Origin of the sequence: Aeromonas sp. S9(2024) (assembly GCF_041403185.1) — a bacterium.
Classification (GTDB): Bacteria; Pseudomonadota; Gammaproteobacteria; order Enterobacterales; family Aeromonadaceae; genus Aeromonas; species Aeromonas enteropelogenes.
Genome location: NZ_JBGLRE010000003.1, coordinates 294,205 through 308,282, shown reverse-complemented (window position 1 = coordinate 308,282; position 14,078 = coordinate 294,205). Strand labels below are relative to the sequence as shown.

General features: G+C 61.2%; 17 protein-coding genes. 5 read left to right on the top strand and 12 right to left on the bottom strand.

Features of this window, described 5'->3' with window-relative positions; all coding sequences use genetic code 11:
• Positions 1-2: 2 nt before the first annotated feature.
• From ACB028_RS07635 to ACB028_RS07595, 9 genes are all read right to left on the bottom strand, one after another.
• Complete coding sequence (locus ACB028_RS07635) at positions 3-1,160, bottom strand: homogentisate 1,2-dioxygenase (protein ID WP_371143908.1); 1,158 nt, start codon at positions 1,158-1,160, stop codon at positions 3-5.
• Positions 1,153-2,283, bottom strand: a complete 1,131-nt coding sequence (hppD, locus tag ACB028_RS07630) for a 4-hydroxyphenylpyruvate dioxygenase (protein ID WP_371143907.1) — start codon at positions 2,281-2,283, stop codon at positions 1,153-1,155. Before hppD ends, ACB028_RS07635 begins: the two co-directional genes overlap by 8 nt.
• 224 nt (positions 2,284-2,507) lie before the next feature.
• The gene (locus ACB028_RS07625; RefSeq protein ID WP_371143906.1) at positions 2,508-3,188 is read right to left on the bottom strand and encodes an HAD family hydrolase; all 681 of its coding nucleotides are present in this window, start codon (positions 3,186-3,188) and stop codon (positions 2,508-2,510) included.
• Between the two features lie 15 nt (positions 3,189-3,203).
• Positions 3,204-3,863 carry a TIGR01621 family pseudouridine synthase gene (locus ACB028_RS07620; RefSeq protein WP_371143905.1) on the bottom strand — a complete coding sequence of 220 codons (660 nt, stop codon included), beginning with the start codon at positions 3,861-3,863 and terminating at the stop codon, positions 3,204-3,206.
• Positions 3,864-4,032: 169 nt separating this feature from the next.
• Positions 4,033-4,725, bottom strand: a complete 693-nt coding sequence (locus ACB028_RS07615) for an ABC transporter permease (RefSeq protein ID WP_026457515.1) — start codon at positions 4,723-4,725, stop codon at positions 4,033-4,035.
• A 3-nt stretch (positions 4,726-4,728) separates the two neighbouring features.
• Positions 4,729-5,469 carry an ABC transporter permease gene (locus ACB028_RS07610; protein WP_042024909.1) on the bottom strand — a complete coding sequence of 247 codons (741 nt, stop codon included), beginning with the start codon at positions 5,467-5,469 and terminating at the stop codon, positions 4,729-4,731.
• A 139-nt stretch (positions 5,470-5,608) separates the two neighbouring features.
• Entirely contained in the window at positions 5,609-6,382 is a 774-nt protein-coding gene (locus tag ACB028_RS07605) for an ABC transporter substrate-binding protein (RefSeq protein WP_042069713.1), read from the bottom strand.
• 49 nt (positions 6,383-6,431) lie between these two features.
• The gene (locus ACB028_RS07600; protein WP_026457651.1) at positions 6,432-7,202 is read right to left on the bottom strand and encodes an ABC transporter ATP-binding protein; all 771 of its coding nucleotides are present in this window, start codon (positions 7,200-7,202) and stop codon (positions 6,432-6,434) included.
• 234 nt (positions 7,203-7,436) lie between these two features.
• Positions 7,437-7,745 (bottom strand): hypothetical protein, encoded by a 309-nt coding sequence (locus ACB028_RS07595; RefSeq protein WP_371143904.1) that lies wholly within the window; start codon positions 7,743-7,745, stop codon positions 7,437-7,439.
• Between ACB028_RS07595 and ACB028_RS07590 the strand changes: the two genes are divergently transcribed.
• On the top strand, positions 7,735-8,637 hold the full coding sequence (locus ACB028_RS07590) for a lysine exporter LysO family protein (RefSeq protein ID WP_042024911.1): 903 nt from the start codon (positions 7,735-7,737) through the stop codon (positions 8,635-8,637). The two genes, ACB028_RS07595 and ACB028_RS07590, sit on opposite strands and share 11 nt — an antisense overlap.
• A gap of 11 nt (positions 8,638-8,648) precedes the next feature.
• Positions 8,649-9,269: an ACP phosphodiesterase gene (locus ACB028_RS07585; protein WP_371143903.1), complete on the top strand. Its 621-nt coding sequence runs from the start codon at positions 8,649-8,651 to the stop codon at positions 9,267-9,269.
• Positions 9,270-9,309: 40 nt separating this feature from the next.
• Here ACB028_RS07585 and ACB028_RS07580 read toward each other — a convergent pair whose 3' ends face one another.
• Both ACB028_RS07580 and arsC read right to left on the bottom strand, forming a co-directional pair.
• Positions 9,310-9,693 (bottom strand): DUF2069 domain-containing protein, encoded by a 384-nt coding sequence (locus ACB028_RS07580; protein WP_026457653.1) that lies wholly within the window; start codon positions 9,691-9,693, stop codon positions 9,310-9,312.
• Positions 9,690-10,040 carry an arsenate reductase (glutaredoxin) gene (arsC, locus tag ACB028_RS07575; protein WP_371143902.1) on the bottom strand — a complete coding sequence of 117 codons (351 nt, stop codon included), beginning with the start codon at positions 10,038-10,040 and terminating at the stop codon, positions 9,690-9,692. Before arsC ends, ACB028_RS07580 begins: the two co-directional genes overlap by 4 nt.
• 60 nt (positions 10,041-10,100) lie before the next feature.
• Between arsC and ACB028_RS07570 the strand changes: the two genes are divergently transcribed.
• The gene (locus ACB028_RS07570; RefSeq protein WP_371143901.1) at positions 10,101-10,583 is read left to right on the top strand and encodes a TlpA disulfide reductase family protein; all 483 of its coding nucleotides are present in this window, start codon (positions 10,101-10,103) and stop codon (positions 10,581-10,583) included.
• Positions 10,584-10,687: 104 nt separating this feature from the next.
• On the opposite strand, the gene ACB028_RS07565 is transcribed toward ACB028_RS07570, so the two are convergent.
• Positions 10,688-12,142, bottom strand: coding sequence for a M48 family metalloprotease (locus ACB028_RS07565; RefSeq protein WP_354689014.1), 1,455 nt, complete (start codon positions 12,140-12,142; stop codon positions 10,688-10,690).
• A gap of 374 nt (positions 12,143-12,516) precedes the next feature.
• On the opposite strand from ACB028_RS07565, the gene ACB028_RS07560 reads away from it, so the two are divergent.
• Positions 12,517-12,780 (top strand): sulfurtransferase TusA family protein, encoded by a 264-nt coding sequence (locus ACB028_RS07560; protein WP_124239970.1) that lies wholly within the window; start codon positions 12,517-12,519, stop codon positions 12,778-12,780.
• A complete protein-coding gene (locus ACB028_RS07555; protein ID WP_371143900.1) occupies positions 12,774-13,844 on the top strand; it encodes an AI-2E family transporter in 1,071 nt (356 codons plus the stop codon). Before ACB028_RS07560 ends, ACB028_RS07555 begins: the two co-directional genes overlap by 7 nt.
• Positions 13,845-14,078 lie beyond the last annotated feature (234 nt).

Below are 14,078 nucleotides of genomic sequence, written 5' to 3'. Positions count from 1 at the left end.
CCTTATTTGCCGCTGCCACTGGTGAGTCCGGGGCGCTGCCAGCTGGTGACATACGCCGGGTTTTCTATCCCCTCGCACAGGCTGCCGACATGAAGTGCATCGCGGGTATCGAGCATGACCGCCACCTCGTCGGTGAACTTCTTGGCATAGGCCTGCCCCGCCGCAAACGCCTTGGGATGGGGGCCATGGGTGAAACCGGCGGGATGGAAGGTGACCATGCCCCGCTCTATGTTGTCCCGGCTGAAGAAGTCCCCGGCGTGATAGAAGAGCACCTCATCGTAATCGTCGTTGCTGTGATAGAAAGGCACCTTGAGGGCCCCGGGATCGCTCTCGATGGGGCGCGGCACGAAGGTGCAAATAACGAAACGGCTCGCCACGAAGGTGGAGTGGGCCGAGGGGGGCAGATGGTAACGGTGGCTCATCAGCGGGCGAATGTCGCGCCAGTTGAGACGCACCACGCAGAGATCCCCGTGCCACCCCTGGGCATCGAGCGGGTTGAATGGCCAGGTGATGACGGAGACCTGATCGTGGCGCTTGACCTGCAGCGACCAGGGGTTTTCATCCTGCTGGGCCAGGAAACGTTCGTTGATGGCGGGCACATCGAGCGCCGCCGGATCGAAGATGGCGTGATTGCCCACCAACCCTTTGTCCGGCAGCTGGTAGCTGTCGTTGATGGCCTCGATCATCAGGATGAAGAGGGGCGCGGTGGGCTCGATGCGCCACATGGTGCCACGGGGGATCACCACATAGTCGCCATCCCTCAGGGTCAGGTGACCGTAGTCACAATAGAACTCGCCGCCCCCCTCGTGGATAAACAACAGCTCGTCACCGTCGGCGTTGCGCACCAGAAACGGCATGGGCTCATGCAGGCGCCAGATCCGGTAGCGGCAGTGAGGGTTGCTCAGAATATCCGGCATCACCCAGGGGGAGAGGGAGCTGACCTCCTCCTGCAAGCCGTTGAGATCGAAGGCACGGGGGCGCAGCGGCCCCTCCCAGTTGATCCAGTCGGTGGGGGCATGCTTGTGGTGCATGTGGGTCGCCGGGCCGAAAAATCCGGAACGGCCCAGTTCACGCTCATAGATGGCCTGCTCGGGCAGGTCGGCATGAGCCTGGCGGGAGTGGGTCCCCTCCCGATGGGGGAAACTTATCCAGTTACGCATCACTCTCCTCCCCTTTTCTCTCACCCTGTTCGCTGCCACTGAGCACGCCACGGCGGATCTGATCCAGTTCGATGGATTCGAAAAGTGCCTGGAAATTGCCCTCGCCAAAGCCCTCGTTGCCCTTGCGCTGGATGATCTCGAAGAAGACGGGGCCGATGACGGTGTCGGTGAAGATCTGCAGCAGTATGCCGTCCTTGGTAGGGGAACCGTCGATGAGGATCCGCAGTTCTTTCAGCGCCGCCAGATCCTCCTGGTGCCCCTTGACCCGGCTGTCCACTTTCTCGTAGTAGGTGTCGGGAGTGGGCATAAAGCCGGTGCCACGACTGCGCAGGGTGCGAATGGTCTGGTAGATGTCGGCGGACGCCAGGGCGATATGCTGGATCCCCTCCCCCTTGTACTGGCGCAGGTACTCCTCGATCTGGGACTTGTCGTCCGCCGACTCGTTGATGGGGATGCGAATTTTGCCGCAAGGGGCGGTCATGGCACGGGAATGGAGCCCGGTCAGCTTGCCCTCGATGTCGAAGTAGCGAATTTCGCGAAAGTTGCCGATCCGCTCGTAAAAGTTCGACCACACATCCATGTTGCCGCGATGGACGTTGTGGGTCAGGTGATCGATATCAAGGAGCCCGGCATCCACTTCGGCCATGCGCGCCTGCCAGTCGGGATAGAAGACAAAATCCACCTCATAGATGGAGCCCCGCTCGCCGTAGCGATCAACAAACGACAGGGTGCTCTCGCCGATGCCGTAGATGGCGGGAATATTGAGCTCCATGGGCCCTATCTTGCCGACAAACGGTTTGGCCCCCTTGGCGATGGCGTACTGCTGGGCCTTGCCCGCATCAGAAACCCGAAACGCCATGCCGCAGACGCTCGGCCCGTGCAGGCTGGCAAACTGCTCGGCCTGGGAGTGGGGCTCGGCATTGACCACGAAGTTGATATCCCCCTGGCGATAGAGCCAGCACTGCTTGTGCCTGTGCTGGGCTACTTCGGCAAACCCCAGGGAGACGAACAGCGCCTTGAGGGCGGCAATGCCCTTGGCATCCGGGGCCGTGTATTCGACGAACTCAAAGCCGTCGGTGCCAAGCGGATTGATGGTATGGGTAGTAGAGGGGGTGGCATTCATCGGGCGCTCCTTGCTCCATCAGGAAAACAGCGCGGGCGATGACACACTGCCCGCGACAAGTGTTAACAACTTGTTTCATTAGAGGCAGTGGGCGACAGGAAGAGAAGAGGGAGCCCTCAGATACTTTTTCACCCAAGCAAGCAATGAATGTAAATGAATTGTGACATTCATGGCGAAGGCCTGCGATCAAAGCGCCGGAGTGCCTCCCCCCTGTCAGCTTTGTCTTACAGTCGCCAGGATTTGGGGATAAGCCGGGGCAGTTGCGCCCTCCCCCGCGCGAGGCGTGCCGGGGTGGGATTAACAAGCCAGGCTTCTTGCCCCAACGCCAGCAGCGGCAGATCGTGCAGGCTGTCGCTTAAGGTAAGGACAGGCTCAAGGGTGCGCACCTCGGGCAACAGCTTGTGCACCCCGTGGCAATAAAAGCGCGGCATCAGGCCGCCGAAGCGGTAGTGCATGCGCGAGCCCAGGATGCGGCAGGGCAGCTTGCCCGGGCGCTGCTGATAGAGCTGGCCACGCACCAAGGCGCGGGGGCTGGCGGAGATCACCCAGCAGCGCGCCCCCACCTCATTGAGCAGGGCGTGCGCCTGCCGAAAGAGACCCGGGCGGGTGCGGCAATAGGCCCGCACCAGCTTGCGCCAGCCAAGGGGGGAAAGCCCCAGAGTGATGGCCCACCAGATAAGCGAAATTCCCTGACGACGCTGGCTTGGCAATAGATAGACCAGCCCGCCCAGGGCGATGACCGGCAGCAACAGCAGCGGCCAGCGGCGGCGACGCAGGATGTAACGCAGCAGCCCGGCATGGCTGTCACCGGGGGCCAGGGTGTCGTCAAAATCGGCCAGGATCCAGCCGATCGTCTCTGCTGCACTCCCCGCTTTCGCCTTCTTTGGATCATCATCCAACTGCATCTTGCTCTCCCGGACTCAAGGCGCCAAGGCTTCGATGGCCGCCGCCAGTTCAGGGGTCACGAACTCGGCCCCCAAGTTTGGTGGGCAGACGAAGTCGAACGGCTCGTTCGCCAGGGTAAAGCGCAGGCGCCAGGCGTGCAGGTAGCCGCGATCGGCCGGCGTGCCGCCGTAGCGCTCATCCCCGAGGATGGGGGCACCAATACTCTTCAAGGCCACACGGATCTGGTGGGTCTTGCCGGTCTGGGGCTTGATACGATAGAGGCGCAACCCCTCGCGCACCGACACCGAATCGAACCAGCTGATGGCGGGGTTGTCGAGAGTGCGGGTCAGCATCCAGCTGCCGCCACGCCCCTTTTGCATGTCCCCCTTCACCCAGCCCTGCTTCTTCTTCGGCTTGCGATCGGAGAGGGCCAGATACTGCTTGCTCACCTCCCGCGCCGCAAAGGCCATGCTGAGGGTGCGGTTCGCCTCCGTGGTACGCGCCAGCAGCACCAGCCCGGAGGTCATCTTGTCGAGGCGATGCACCGGATAGAGGGTGAGGCCAGTGTCCGCCTTGACCCGATTGACCAGACCCGGATTAAGCAGACCGGGCTCCCCTCCCTCATCGTGCATGCCAATGCCGGGCTGCTTGTCGATAACCAGGAAGGCGGGGTGCTGAAACAGGATCCGGTACATAAAACCTCGATAAACAAAAAAGCCTTCGCGACCCGTCAGGGGGCCGCGCTCAGGCGAGGCATTCTCCCCGCTCCCCCGCCATTTGGCAAACCCGATGTGCCGGGATAAAAAATGGCCCCCGCCTGTTGCCGGGCGGGGGCCGTCGTCACCTCGGATGGCAAACGGTTGGTCAGACGCTGCGCGGGCGCAGGTGGGCATGCCAGCGCGCCTCCCACTTCTTGAACAGCCAGACGATGACGAAGGTCAGCACCATGTAGAGCAGACCGGCAGTCAGGAACGCCTCAAACGGACTGTAGTAGCGGGAGTTGATGATCCGCGCCGCACCGGTCAGATCGACGATGGTGATGATGCCTGCCACCGCCGAGCCCTGCAGCATGAAGATCACCTCGTTGCTGTAGGCCGGTAGCGCACGGCGAAACGAGTTGGGCAGAATGATCCGGGTGAGGGTCTGCCAGCGGGTCATGCCGAAGGCATTGGCCGCCTCAATCTGCCCCTTGGGCATGTTCTGCACGGCGCCACGCACTATCTCGGCGGTGTAAGCGCCGGTATTGAGGGTGAACGCCAGCAGGGCGCAGAACCAGGCCTCGGCAAACAGCGACCAGGCGGCGCTGTTTTTCAGCCACTCCCACTGGGCGGCGCCGTAGTAAATGATAAAGAGCTGCACCAGCAGTGGAGTGCCGCGAAAGAAGTAGATATAAGCCCAGATCGGCCCCTTGATCAGCCAGTTGCGGCTGTTGCGCAGTATGCCCATGGGCACCGCCAGCAGCAGGCCGAGCACCAGGGAGGCTGCCACCAACAGTACCGTGGTGTAGAGGCCCTGCCAGTAGGTGGGCCATTCGGTGAGGATGATTGAAAAATCCATGGCTTACCTCGTCTTGATCGCGTAGTGGCGCTCGGCCCACTTCAGTGCCGAGGTGGAGACTGCGGTGAAGATCAGGAAGATCAACGCCACCGCCATGTAGAAGGTGAAGGGCAGCTGGGTCGAGCCCGCCGCCAGAGAGGCTTTGCGCACCATATCATCTAGCCCGATGATGGAGACCAGCGCCGTGGTTTTCAGCAAGACCAGCCAGTTGTTGCCAAACCCCGGCAGGGCGTGGCGCATCATCTGGGGAAACAGGATGCGGCGAAACACTTGGGTTGCACGCATGCCGAAGGCACGGGCCGCCTCCAGTTCCCCCTTGTCCACCGCCAGGATGGCGCCGCGGAAGGTCTCGGTCATGTAGGCGCCGAAGATAAAGCCGATGGTGGCCACCCCGGCCGCAAACGGGCTGATGTCAATGTAATCGGGCAGCAGGGAGACCCACTCCTGATTGGGATTGCTCGCCAGCAGATAGTTGTTGTAGGTCTCGTTGACCCAGGTACAGAGGTTGTTGATGAGCACTTGGCCGCCGAAGAACAGCAACATCATCAGCACCAGATCGGGAATACCGCGAATGATGGTGGTGTAGGCGGTGGCAAAGCCGCGGGCCCACTTGTAGGGGGAGAGCTTGGCCAACGCCCCCAGCATGCCGAGCAGGAGCGCCAGCAGCAGGGAGGCCAGCGCCACCTCCAGGGTGACCCAGGCCCCCTCCAGCAGGGAGGTTTCGTATCCTTTCAAATCAAACATATGCAGTTCCATCGCAACTAAGCGGGCCCATCACTCCCTTGCGAGAGACAACGGGCCCGATGACTACAGACGAGGGTCAACCTGTCGCTATTGTGCGTGTCACGCCCTGGCTCCTGCCCCAGGCAAGGAGCCTTGGGGGTTACTCGCCGTAGACGTCGAAGTCGAAGTACTTGTCGTTGATTTCCTTGTACTTGCCGTTGGCACGCAGGGCCAGGATGGCGGCGTTGAATTTCTCTTTCAGATCCTTGTCGGCCTTGCGCACCGCGATGCCGGCGCCTTCACCGAACCACTTGGGATCGGTCAGTTTCGGGCCCACGAACTCAAACGCATCGCCACCCTCTTTCTTGAGCAGACCGTCGCTGATGGCGGCGGAGTCGGCCAGCACGTAGTCGACACGGCCGGATTTCAGGTCGAGGTAGGCCTCATCGGCGGTGCCATAACGCTTGATGGTGGCGTTGGGGAAGTTGTCGGTAATAAAGGTGTCCATGGAGGTGGCGCGCTGCACCGCCACGGTTTTGCCGTCCATGAAGGCTTTCTCCAGCTTGACGTCAGTGCCCTTCTTGGCAGCGAAACGGGCCGGAATGTGTTGGTACTTCTGGGTGAAGTCCACCTTCTTCTTGCGCTCTTCGGTGATGTCCATGGTGGCGATGATGGCGTCATACTTGCGTGACAGCAGCGCCGGAATGATGCCGTCCCAGTCCTGCTTGACCAGGGTGCACTTCACCTTCATCTCGTCGCACAGGGCGTTGGCGATATCGATGTCAAAGCCTTTCACCTCGCCGCTCGGCTCGGTCCAGGAGAAGGGAGGGTAAGCCCCTTCCACCCCAATCCGCACCTCTTTCCACTCCTTGGCCATCAGGCTGCCGGAAGACAGAGCAGTCACAACGGCGGTCGCCAGCATCAGCTTGTTCATGTATCTCTCCTTGATAAAACAGTTGATCGTTGATTCGAAATCCCGTCCATCAATAGATGGAGGAGATGAATTGCTTGAACCGTTCGGATTTGGGATGGGCGAAGATCTCCTTGGGGTTGCCCTCCTCCTCCACGCGGCCCTGATGCAGGAACATCACCTTGTTCGATACATCGCGGGCAAACGACATCTCGTGGGTCACCACCAGCATGGTGCGCCCCTCTTCGGCCAGCTCGCGCATCAGACCGAGTACTTCTCCCACCAGCTCGGGATCCAGTGCCGAGGTGGGTTCGTCAAACAGCATGACTTCGGGTTCCACCGCCAGGGCACGGGCGATGGCCGCCCGCTGCTGCTGGCCGCCGGAGAGGTGGCCGGGATAATAGTCGCGGCGCTCCCACAGGCCGACCCGGTTGAGCAGATGCTCCGCCTTGGCGATGGCCTCGGCACGGGGCACCTTCAGCACCTGGATGGGCACCTCTATGATGTTCTGCATGATGGTCATGTGCGACCAGAGATTGAAACTTTGAAATACCATGGCCAGGCGGCTGCGAATGCGCTCCACCTGGCGCATATCCTCCGGCAGGCGCTCGCCGGCGCGGCTGGTTTTCATGCGAATAAGCTCGCCATGAAGGGAAACCGTGCCGGAAGAGGGTGTTTCCAGCAGATTGATACAGCGAAGAAAGGTCGACTTCCCCGAGCCGGAGGAGCCGATAAGGGAGATCACATCCCCCTTGTGGGCGGTCATGTCGATGCCCTTGAGCACTTCGTGGGTGCCAAAATACTTATGCAGATCACGTACTTCCAGTGCGGCAACGTCGCTCATCCATTACAACCTTGTCTGTCCCTAGACGCCGCTGGGGCGTGACTCACACCATCTCTTTTTAACAAATAGTTAACCGATGGCAACCTCCAGCGAAAATATCATCGGGATAGTTAAAAAACAATACAGAACAGGTGTCTTTGGTGTTTTGTCTGTATTTTTATTGGCCAGCAAGGTATTTTTCAGCACTTTGTGTGCATAAAACCCTAATCACACCGTTCTGGCAACACCGCCTTTTTATACTTGCATCGCAAGGCTGGCAAGAAAAATCAGGCCAATGACCGATAAGCAGACAAAATTCACTTTATTCAGCCACCCCTTGATCGCATCTTGTTGAAAAATGGACTCTCCCCTGCCAAAACGGCGATGCACCCGGGTGGGGAACCAGATTGGTTCAGCGCCCTGTTTTGCACCAGAAAGATAACAAATCGATAAAAAGTGTCGGATGAACCACGCAAACCCACAGATATGTGACACAGAGCCAAGAAGTAATGATAATGTGGCGTTTTTATCAATTTTTGTGACCGAGGCCCCGATGTTGCTCAATGTGTTGCTGATCCTGTTACCTCTGGTGATCGGCTATCTGGTTCCCCTCTCCTCTGCCCGGCTGATCAAGCTGGTCAACCAGTCTCTCGGCAAGATGGTCTACCTTATCTTGTTCCTGATGGGGCTGGGGCTTGCCTATGTGGAGAACCTCGGCAGCAACCTGGCAGTGATCTTCAAGGTGGCCGGCGTCATGCTCACCGCCATTACCCTGTGCAACCTGCTGGCGCTCTGGTGGCTGGACCGGCGATCTCCTCCGACCCACGAGGCCAGCGACGGCAAGATGCCAAGCAAATTGCACCTGTTGTGGGAGTCGCTCCAGCTCTGCTTCGTGGTGCTCGGCGGCGTGCTGCTGGGGCTGCTGGTGGACCTGCGCGCCCTGCCCATCGACAAATGGAGTGAGTGGGCGCTGATGCTGCTGCTGTTTCTCATCGGGGTGCAGATGCGCAACTCAGGCATGCGGCTGCGCCAGATCCTGCTCAACCCCTGGGGCATGAAGATAGCCGCCACCGTCATTCTCAGCAGCTGGCTCGGCAGCCTGCTGGCCGCCCAGCTGCTGGAGATGCCCGCCAGCCACGCTCTGGCGATCAGCTCCAGCTTCGGCTGGTATTCGCTCTCCGGCATCCTGGTGGCTGACAAGCTGGGCCCTGTGCTGGGCTCCGCCGCCTTTATCAACGATCTCGGCCGCGAGCTTATCGCCATCCTGATCATCCCGGTGCTGATGCGCCGCCACCCCAGTGCCGCCATCGGCTACGGCGGCGCCACGGCCCTTGATTTCACCCTGCCGGTGATCCAGAAGTCGGGGGGCATCCAGGTGGTCCCGGTGGCCATCGTCTCGGGCTTTATCCTGAGCCTGCTCGGCCCCATCCTGATCCTGGGCTTTCTGGCGATCTGAGCGCCAGCATCATGAACTTTCTGGCACATTTGCATCTGGCGGCCCACACCGAGAGCTCCCTCACCGGCAATCTGCTGGGGGATTTTATCAAGGGACCGCTGCCGACCGGGCTGGACGCTCCTTTTGATGAGGGAATCTGGCTGCATCGCAAAATAGATGGCTTTACCGACACCCACCCCGAACACAGGGCGGCGGTGGCCTGCTTCGAGGCTCCCTGGCGCCGCTTTGGCGGCATCCTGGTGGACATGCTCTACGATCACTGGCTCAGCCAGCACTGGTCGCAATTTCACGAGCATCCCCTGCCCAGTTTCTTGCAGCAGAGCTATGCCCGGCTGCAGGCAGATCACCGCATCCTGCCCGATGGTTTGCCCGCCCCGCTCATGCGGATGGCGCAGCAGAACTGGATTGCCTCCTATCACCACAGGGAGGGGTTGGGTCAGGCCCTCAACGGCATCGGTCGTCGCCTGCGCCGTCCCCTGCCCCTCGGGAATGCGCTGCTCACCCTGGATGAAAGCCGCTGGCGCCAGTGCGAGCAGGGGTTTCTGCGCTTCTACCCCGAGCTGATGGCGTTCAGCCGCCAACAGCTGGCCAAGTACCGCAGCGAGGCGGCTACCCATCGCCAAATGCCATAAAAAAACGCCCCGTTCGGGGCGTTTTTGACGGCCGGATGCGTTATTTCGCTTCCTCTTTCTTCTTGCGAATGCTTAAACCCAGCTCGCGGCCACGCAGGCGGGCGTAGTAGATGGTGCCGACAAAGGCCAGGGTGGTGAGCAGCAGCTCCACTACCGCCAGCCACCGCTCCCCTTCATCCGTGGTGATCAGGGTCAGGGCATGGAGGAAGTAGGGCATCAGCACGAAGTTACCCCAGGCGTGGGTGTAGGGGTTGCCCTGCACTATCCCCTTGAGGGGAAATAGCAGGGGCACAGTCCAGATCACCGGCAGCAGCCAAGGGTTGAGGTCCGGGTGGGGCGAGAGCCACAGGTGCCACAGCAGCACCCAGATCAGCAGGCCGAAGAAGCCGACCAGGGTCAGCAGACGGGCAAGGCGGGTGGTCACTTGAGGATCTCCAGTACCTGCTCTGGCGGACGACCGATACAGGCCTGGCCATTCTTGATGACGATGGGGCGCTCGATCAGCTTGGGATGCTGGTGCATCGCCAGGATCAATGCCTCACCGCTCTGCCCGGCCAGTCCCAGCTCCTTGTAGAGATCTTCCTTGGTGCGCATCAGCTGGCGCGGATCGGTGAAGCCAAGCTGGCCCAGCAGGGTGCGGATGGTCTCCACGCTCGGGGCCTGCTCCAGATAGAGCACCACGTCCGGGGCGATCCCGCGCTGTTCCAGCAAGGCCAGGGTTTCACGGCTCTTGGAGCAGCGCGGATTGTGGTAGATTTGGGTCTCGCTCATGGTAACTCCCTGATTAATCGCAAGATGGGACAAGAAACGGCGCTATTGTAGGGGAAAGTGATGGTCAGGGTAAGCGGCAGTGGAAAGGAATTGAAACGAATTTGTTGGGCGATTGTGGCCGGCCTGCTGAGCGCCTGTACGCCGGCCCCCGAGTTCACCGATGCGCAGGGCCAGCCTATCTCCCTGTCGCACTTTGCCGGCAAGCCGCTCCTGGTCAACTATTTCGCCCCCTGGTGCGCCCCCTGCCTTCGGGAGATGCCGCGCCTCGCGGCACTCGCCCGGGAAGGCGAGATCACCGTGGTGGCTATCAACTATGACCCGGCGACGCCGGCTGAGCTGGGCCAACTGGCCGAGCGCTATGACATCCCATTGCCGCTGCTGATCGCCAACGAGACGGCGACGCTCCCCTTCTCGTGCCCGACCGGGCTGCCCACCAGCTATCTGCTCGATGGCCAGGGCCGACTGCAGCAGACCCTGGTCGGCGAGCTCGACCAGCCGCAGATCGATGCCCTCAAGGCGGCAGCCCGCACCTTGGCCAACTAACCCTTCACCCCCGTCATCACACGGGCTGTCACTCGCCACCAGTCACCAGCAATGACAAGGGCGCACCGAAGTGCGCCCTTGTTGGCTAACCGCATACAGGGTCATCACCCCTTGAGGCTGTCGAGATCCTTCTTGGCCCGCTCCAGCTCGGTGATCCTGGCTTCGAGCCGGGCTAGCGTCATCCGATCCTTGGTGGTGCCTCGGGCCACGATGAGCTCGTCGATGGCAGCCTGATAATCCCCGCGCAGCGCAAGCATCTCGGCCCGCGCCATGTGCAGCTCGGTCATCCGTCCCGCCTTGCGATAGGCATCGGAGAGCAGGTTCCAAGCCAGGTTGTTCTCCTCATGCTCGCGGGCATAGGGGTCGAGAATGGCGATGGATTTCTTGTAGTTGCCGCTCTCGAGATAGGCGTTGCCGAGGTTCACCACTATCACCTCGTTGTCCGGCATGCGGGTGCGGAAATTTTCCAGCCGGGCGATGGCCTGGGCGCTGCGCCCCTTGGCAAGATCGATGTCGGTCAGGGCATCCACCACGAACAAGTCTTCCGGATGGCGGGAGGCCAGCTCCTTCATCAGGGCATCCGCCTCGTCGGTGCGCTTGAGCTGGATCAGCGCCAGCGCCTTGCCGTAGATGGCGGCATCCTTGAGGGGATAATCTCCCTTCTGGATGCGGGTGTCGAAGTAGCTCAGCAACCCCTGGGGGGTGTCCGTGCCGTAGCGCACCTGGATACGCACCTTGGCCAGCCAGAAATCGAGGCTGGGTGAGAGGTTGCGGCGACTGTAGTTGCTCGCCCTGGACCGCGCCTCGCTGATCCGGGTCTCCGGCAGCGGGTGGGTCAGCAGCATCTCGGGCGGTTTGCTGGCATAGCGGTACTCAGCGGCCAGCTTCTGGAAGAAGGTCGCCATCCCCATGGGATCGAAGCCGGCGTCATACAGAGTCTTCATACCAATCCGGTCCGCTTCGTACTCGTTGTCACGGGTGTAGTTGATGGCGGACTGCATGGAGAGGCCGAGGGTGGTCTGCAGGGCGGCGATACCGGCGGTGGGGTTGATCACCGCCAGCGCAATGGAACCCACCAGACCGGCCAGGGTCATGGCGGAGCTGCTCGCCTGCGCTTCCATATAGCGGGCGATATGGCGCTGGGTCACGTGGGTGATTTCGTGAGCCAGCACCGAGGCGAGCTCGCTCTCGTTGTCGGCGTAGAGAAACAGGCCGGTATGCACCTTGACCCGCCCGCCGAGGAAGGCGGCCGCGTTGATGCTGGGGTCATTGATGAGGAAAAAGGTAAACGGGAAGCGTACCCCGTCGGCATTGGAGAGCAGACGCTGGCCCAGATCGTCGATGTACTGGTTGAGCACGGGGTCGTCGATGATGGGCAGACCCGCCCGGGCGAAGCGCATGAAGGCATTGCCGTAACGGACCTCCTGCTCGATGGGCAGGGCCGAGACACCGGCGGTGCCGATGTCGGGAAGCTGGTTGTTCGCCTGGGCATGAAACGTGGCGCCCATCAGGGAGGCCAGCAGGGGAATGGATGCCATCAGGGGGGAAAAGCGTGCCACGTTATCTCTATCTCCAATAGGGTCTGTTGACGTTGCGGCGCAAGCCGCGTTGCAGCGACAAATGGCGCCAGGCAAGGCGCGGAACGCCGACAATGGCCATACCCTTGGCCACTCCTGCAACGACGCATGGCGTCATTTACCGCGCAACCCGTAGGGACAGGCCAGCTTTTGCGCAAAACGTCGTGACTCGATCCATGCTCCTTGGCTGGCGCAGCCTGGTCTTGCGCAAAAACTGACGCCGTCGCGGTCGTGACGAAACGTCAGCAGACCCTACCGGGGCTTCGGCAGAATACCCTTGCCCCAGAAGGGCTACAAGCGTTGTTTCGTGCTGTCATCGCGGCCATAATAGCGACCACTCGCGAGATGGAGCCCTCATGGAGTACCTCGACCTGACCCCCTGGCGTTGCCCCGAGCCCCTGATCCGGCTCAAACTCTGGTTAAGAGAAGCCCAACCAGGCCAGGTCGTGACCATCCGCCTGGCCGATCCGGGTTCGCGGCAGGATATTCCGGCCTATCTGCAACGCCTCGGCCATCAGGTCACGCTGCAACAGGCGCCGGATCAGACCCTCTCTTTACTACTGGTTGTCGGGGCCAGGCCACTCTCACAGACCCCGTCGTGTAAGGACGCTAGATGTTAGAAGTATTGAAGCGCTGGTATCAGACCCGTTTTTCCGATCCCGATGCCGTCACCCTCTTCCTGTTGCTGCTGTTCGGCTTTGCCGGACTCTGGCTGTTTGGCAACCTGCTCGCCCCCATCCTGGTGGCCATCGTCATGGCCTATCTGCTGGAGTGGCCTGTGGTCCGGCTGCAGCAGGCGGGGCTCTCCCGCACCCTGGCCACCAGTCTGGTGCTGCTCATCTTCATCACCCTGGCAGTGACCGCGGTGCTGGGCCTTATCCCGACCCTGGTCCACCAGAGCATCAATCTGGCCAAAGAAGCCCCGGCCATGCTGACTCATGCCCAGGACTATGTGCGCACCCTGCCGGACAGATACCCCGAGCTTGTCGATGTCAGCCTGGTGGAAACCGTCATCGACAACATGCGCCAGCGCATCCTGAGCGGGGGAGAGCATCTGGTCAGCGCCTCCCTGAGCTCCCTGGTGAACGTGGTGGCCATCATGGTCTATCTCATCCTGGTACCCCTGATGGTCTTCTTCATGCTCAAAGACAAGCAGGTGCTGATGGAGGGGCTGCGTCGCTTCCTGCCGCGCAACCGCACCCTGGTCAACCGGGTCTGGGTGGAGATGAACAACCAGATCATCAACTACATCCGCGGCAAGGTGATCGAGATCCTCATCGTCGGGGTGGCGACCTATATCCCCTTCGCCCTGATGGGACTGCGCTACTCGGCCCTGTTGGCGGTGGCGGTTGGCTTCTCCGTGCTGATCCCCTATATCGGCGCCGCCGTGGTGACGGTGCCGGTGGCCATGGTGGCCCTGTTCCAGTGGGGGCTCACCCCAGAGTTTGCCTGGCTGATGGTGGCCTATCTGGTCATTCAGGCGCTCGATGGCAACCTGCTGGTGCCGGTGCTCTTCTCCGAGGCAGTCAACCTGCACCCGGTAGCCATCATCATCGCCGTGCTGGTGTTTGGCGGCCTGTGGGGCTTCTGGGGGGTCTTCTTCGCCATCCCCCTTGCCACCTTGGTCAAGGCGGTGCTCAACGTCTGGCCCAAGCGGGAAGAGCTGCCCCGCCCCGCCCCCTGATGGGAACATCCCTGCAACGACAGGCAAAGACCAAAAAGAGAGGCCAAGCCTCTCTTTTTTGTTGGCGGCAGCGCTCATCTGCTTGCCGGCAATGCCTCTCACAGCCCAGGCCGGGCGTCAATTGGGGTCAGCGTTGGCAACACACCACTCTTTTTGCTCTATCGGTTTGAATTCACAATACAAATCGGCTTAACTGGCTACGCCACCGGCACCCTGTTGCGCCACCACTGCATC

Bases quoted from the DNA above. Each gene is read 5' to 3' on its own strand.
- ACB028_RS07635 (WP_371143908.1), bottom strand. From the start codon at position 1,160: ATGCGTAACTGGATAAGTTTCCCCCATCGGGAGGGGACCCACTCCCGC.
- hppD (WP_371143907.1), bottom strand. From the start codon at position 2,283: ATGAATGCCACCCCCTCTACTACCCATACCATCAATCCGCTTGGCACC.
- ACB028_RS07625 (WP_371143906.1), bottom strand. From the start codon at position 3,188: ATGCAGTTGGATGATGATCCAAAGAAGGCGAAAGCGGGGAGTGCAGCA.
- ACB028_RS07620 (WP_371143905.1), bottom strand. From the start codon at position 3,863: ATGTACCGGATCCTGTTTCAGCACCCCGCCTTCCTGGTTATCGACAAG.
- ACB028_RS07615 (WP_026457515.1), bottom strand. From the start codon at position 4,725: ATGGATTTTTCAATCATCCTCACCGAATGGCCCACCTACTGGCAGGGC.
- ACB028_RS07610 (WP_042024909.1), bottom strand. From the start codon at position 5,469: ATGTTTGATTTGAAAGGATACGAAACCTCCCTGCTGGAGGGGGCCTGG.
- ACB028_RS07605 (WP_042069713.1), bottom strand. From the start codon at position 6,382: ATGAACAAGCTGATGCTGGCGACCGCCGTTGTGACTGCTCTGTCTTCC.
- ACB028_RS07600 (WP_026457651.1), bottom strand. From the start codon at position 7,202: ATGAGCGACGTTGCCGCACTGGAAGTACGTGATCTGCATAAGTATTTT.
- ACB028_RS07590 (WP_042024911.1), top strand. From the start codon at position 7,735: ATGTTGCTCAATGTGTTGCTGATCCTGTTACCTCTGGTGATCGGCTAT.
- ACB028_RS07585 (WP_371143903.1), top strand. From the start codon at position 8,649: ATGAACTTTCTGGCACATTTGCATCTGGCGGCCCACACCGAGAGCTCC.
- arsC (WP_371143902.1), bottom strand. From the start codon at position 10,040: ATGAGCGAGACCCAAATCTACCACAATCCGCGCTGCTCCAAGAGCCGT.
- ACB028_RS07570 (WP_371143901.1), top strand. From the start codon at position 10,101: ATGGTCAGGGTAAGCGGCAGTGGAAAGGAATTGAAACGAATTTGTTGG.
- ACB028_RS07560 (WP_124239970.1), top strand. From the start codon at position 12,517: ATGGAGTACCTCGACCTGACCCCCTGGCGTTGCCCCGAGCCCCTGATC.
- ACB028_RS07555 (WP_371143900.1), top strand. From the start codon at position 12,774: ATGTTAGAAGTATTGAAGCGCTGGTATCAGACCCGTTTTTCCGATCCC.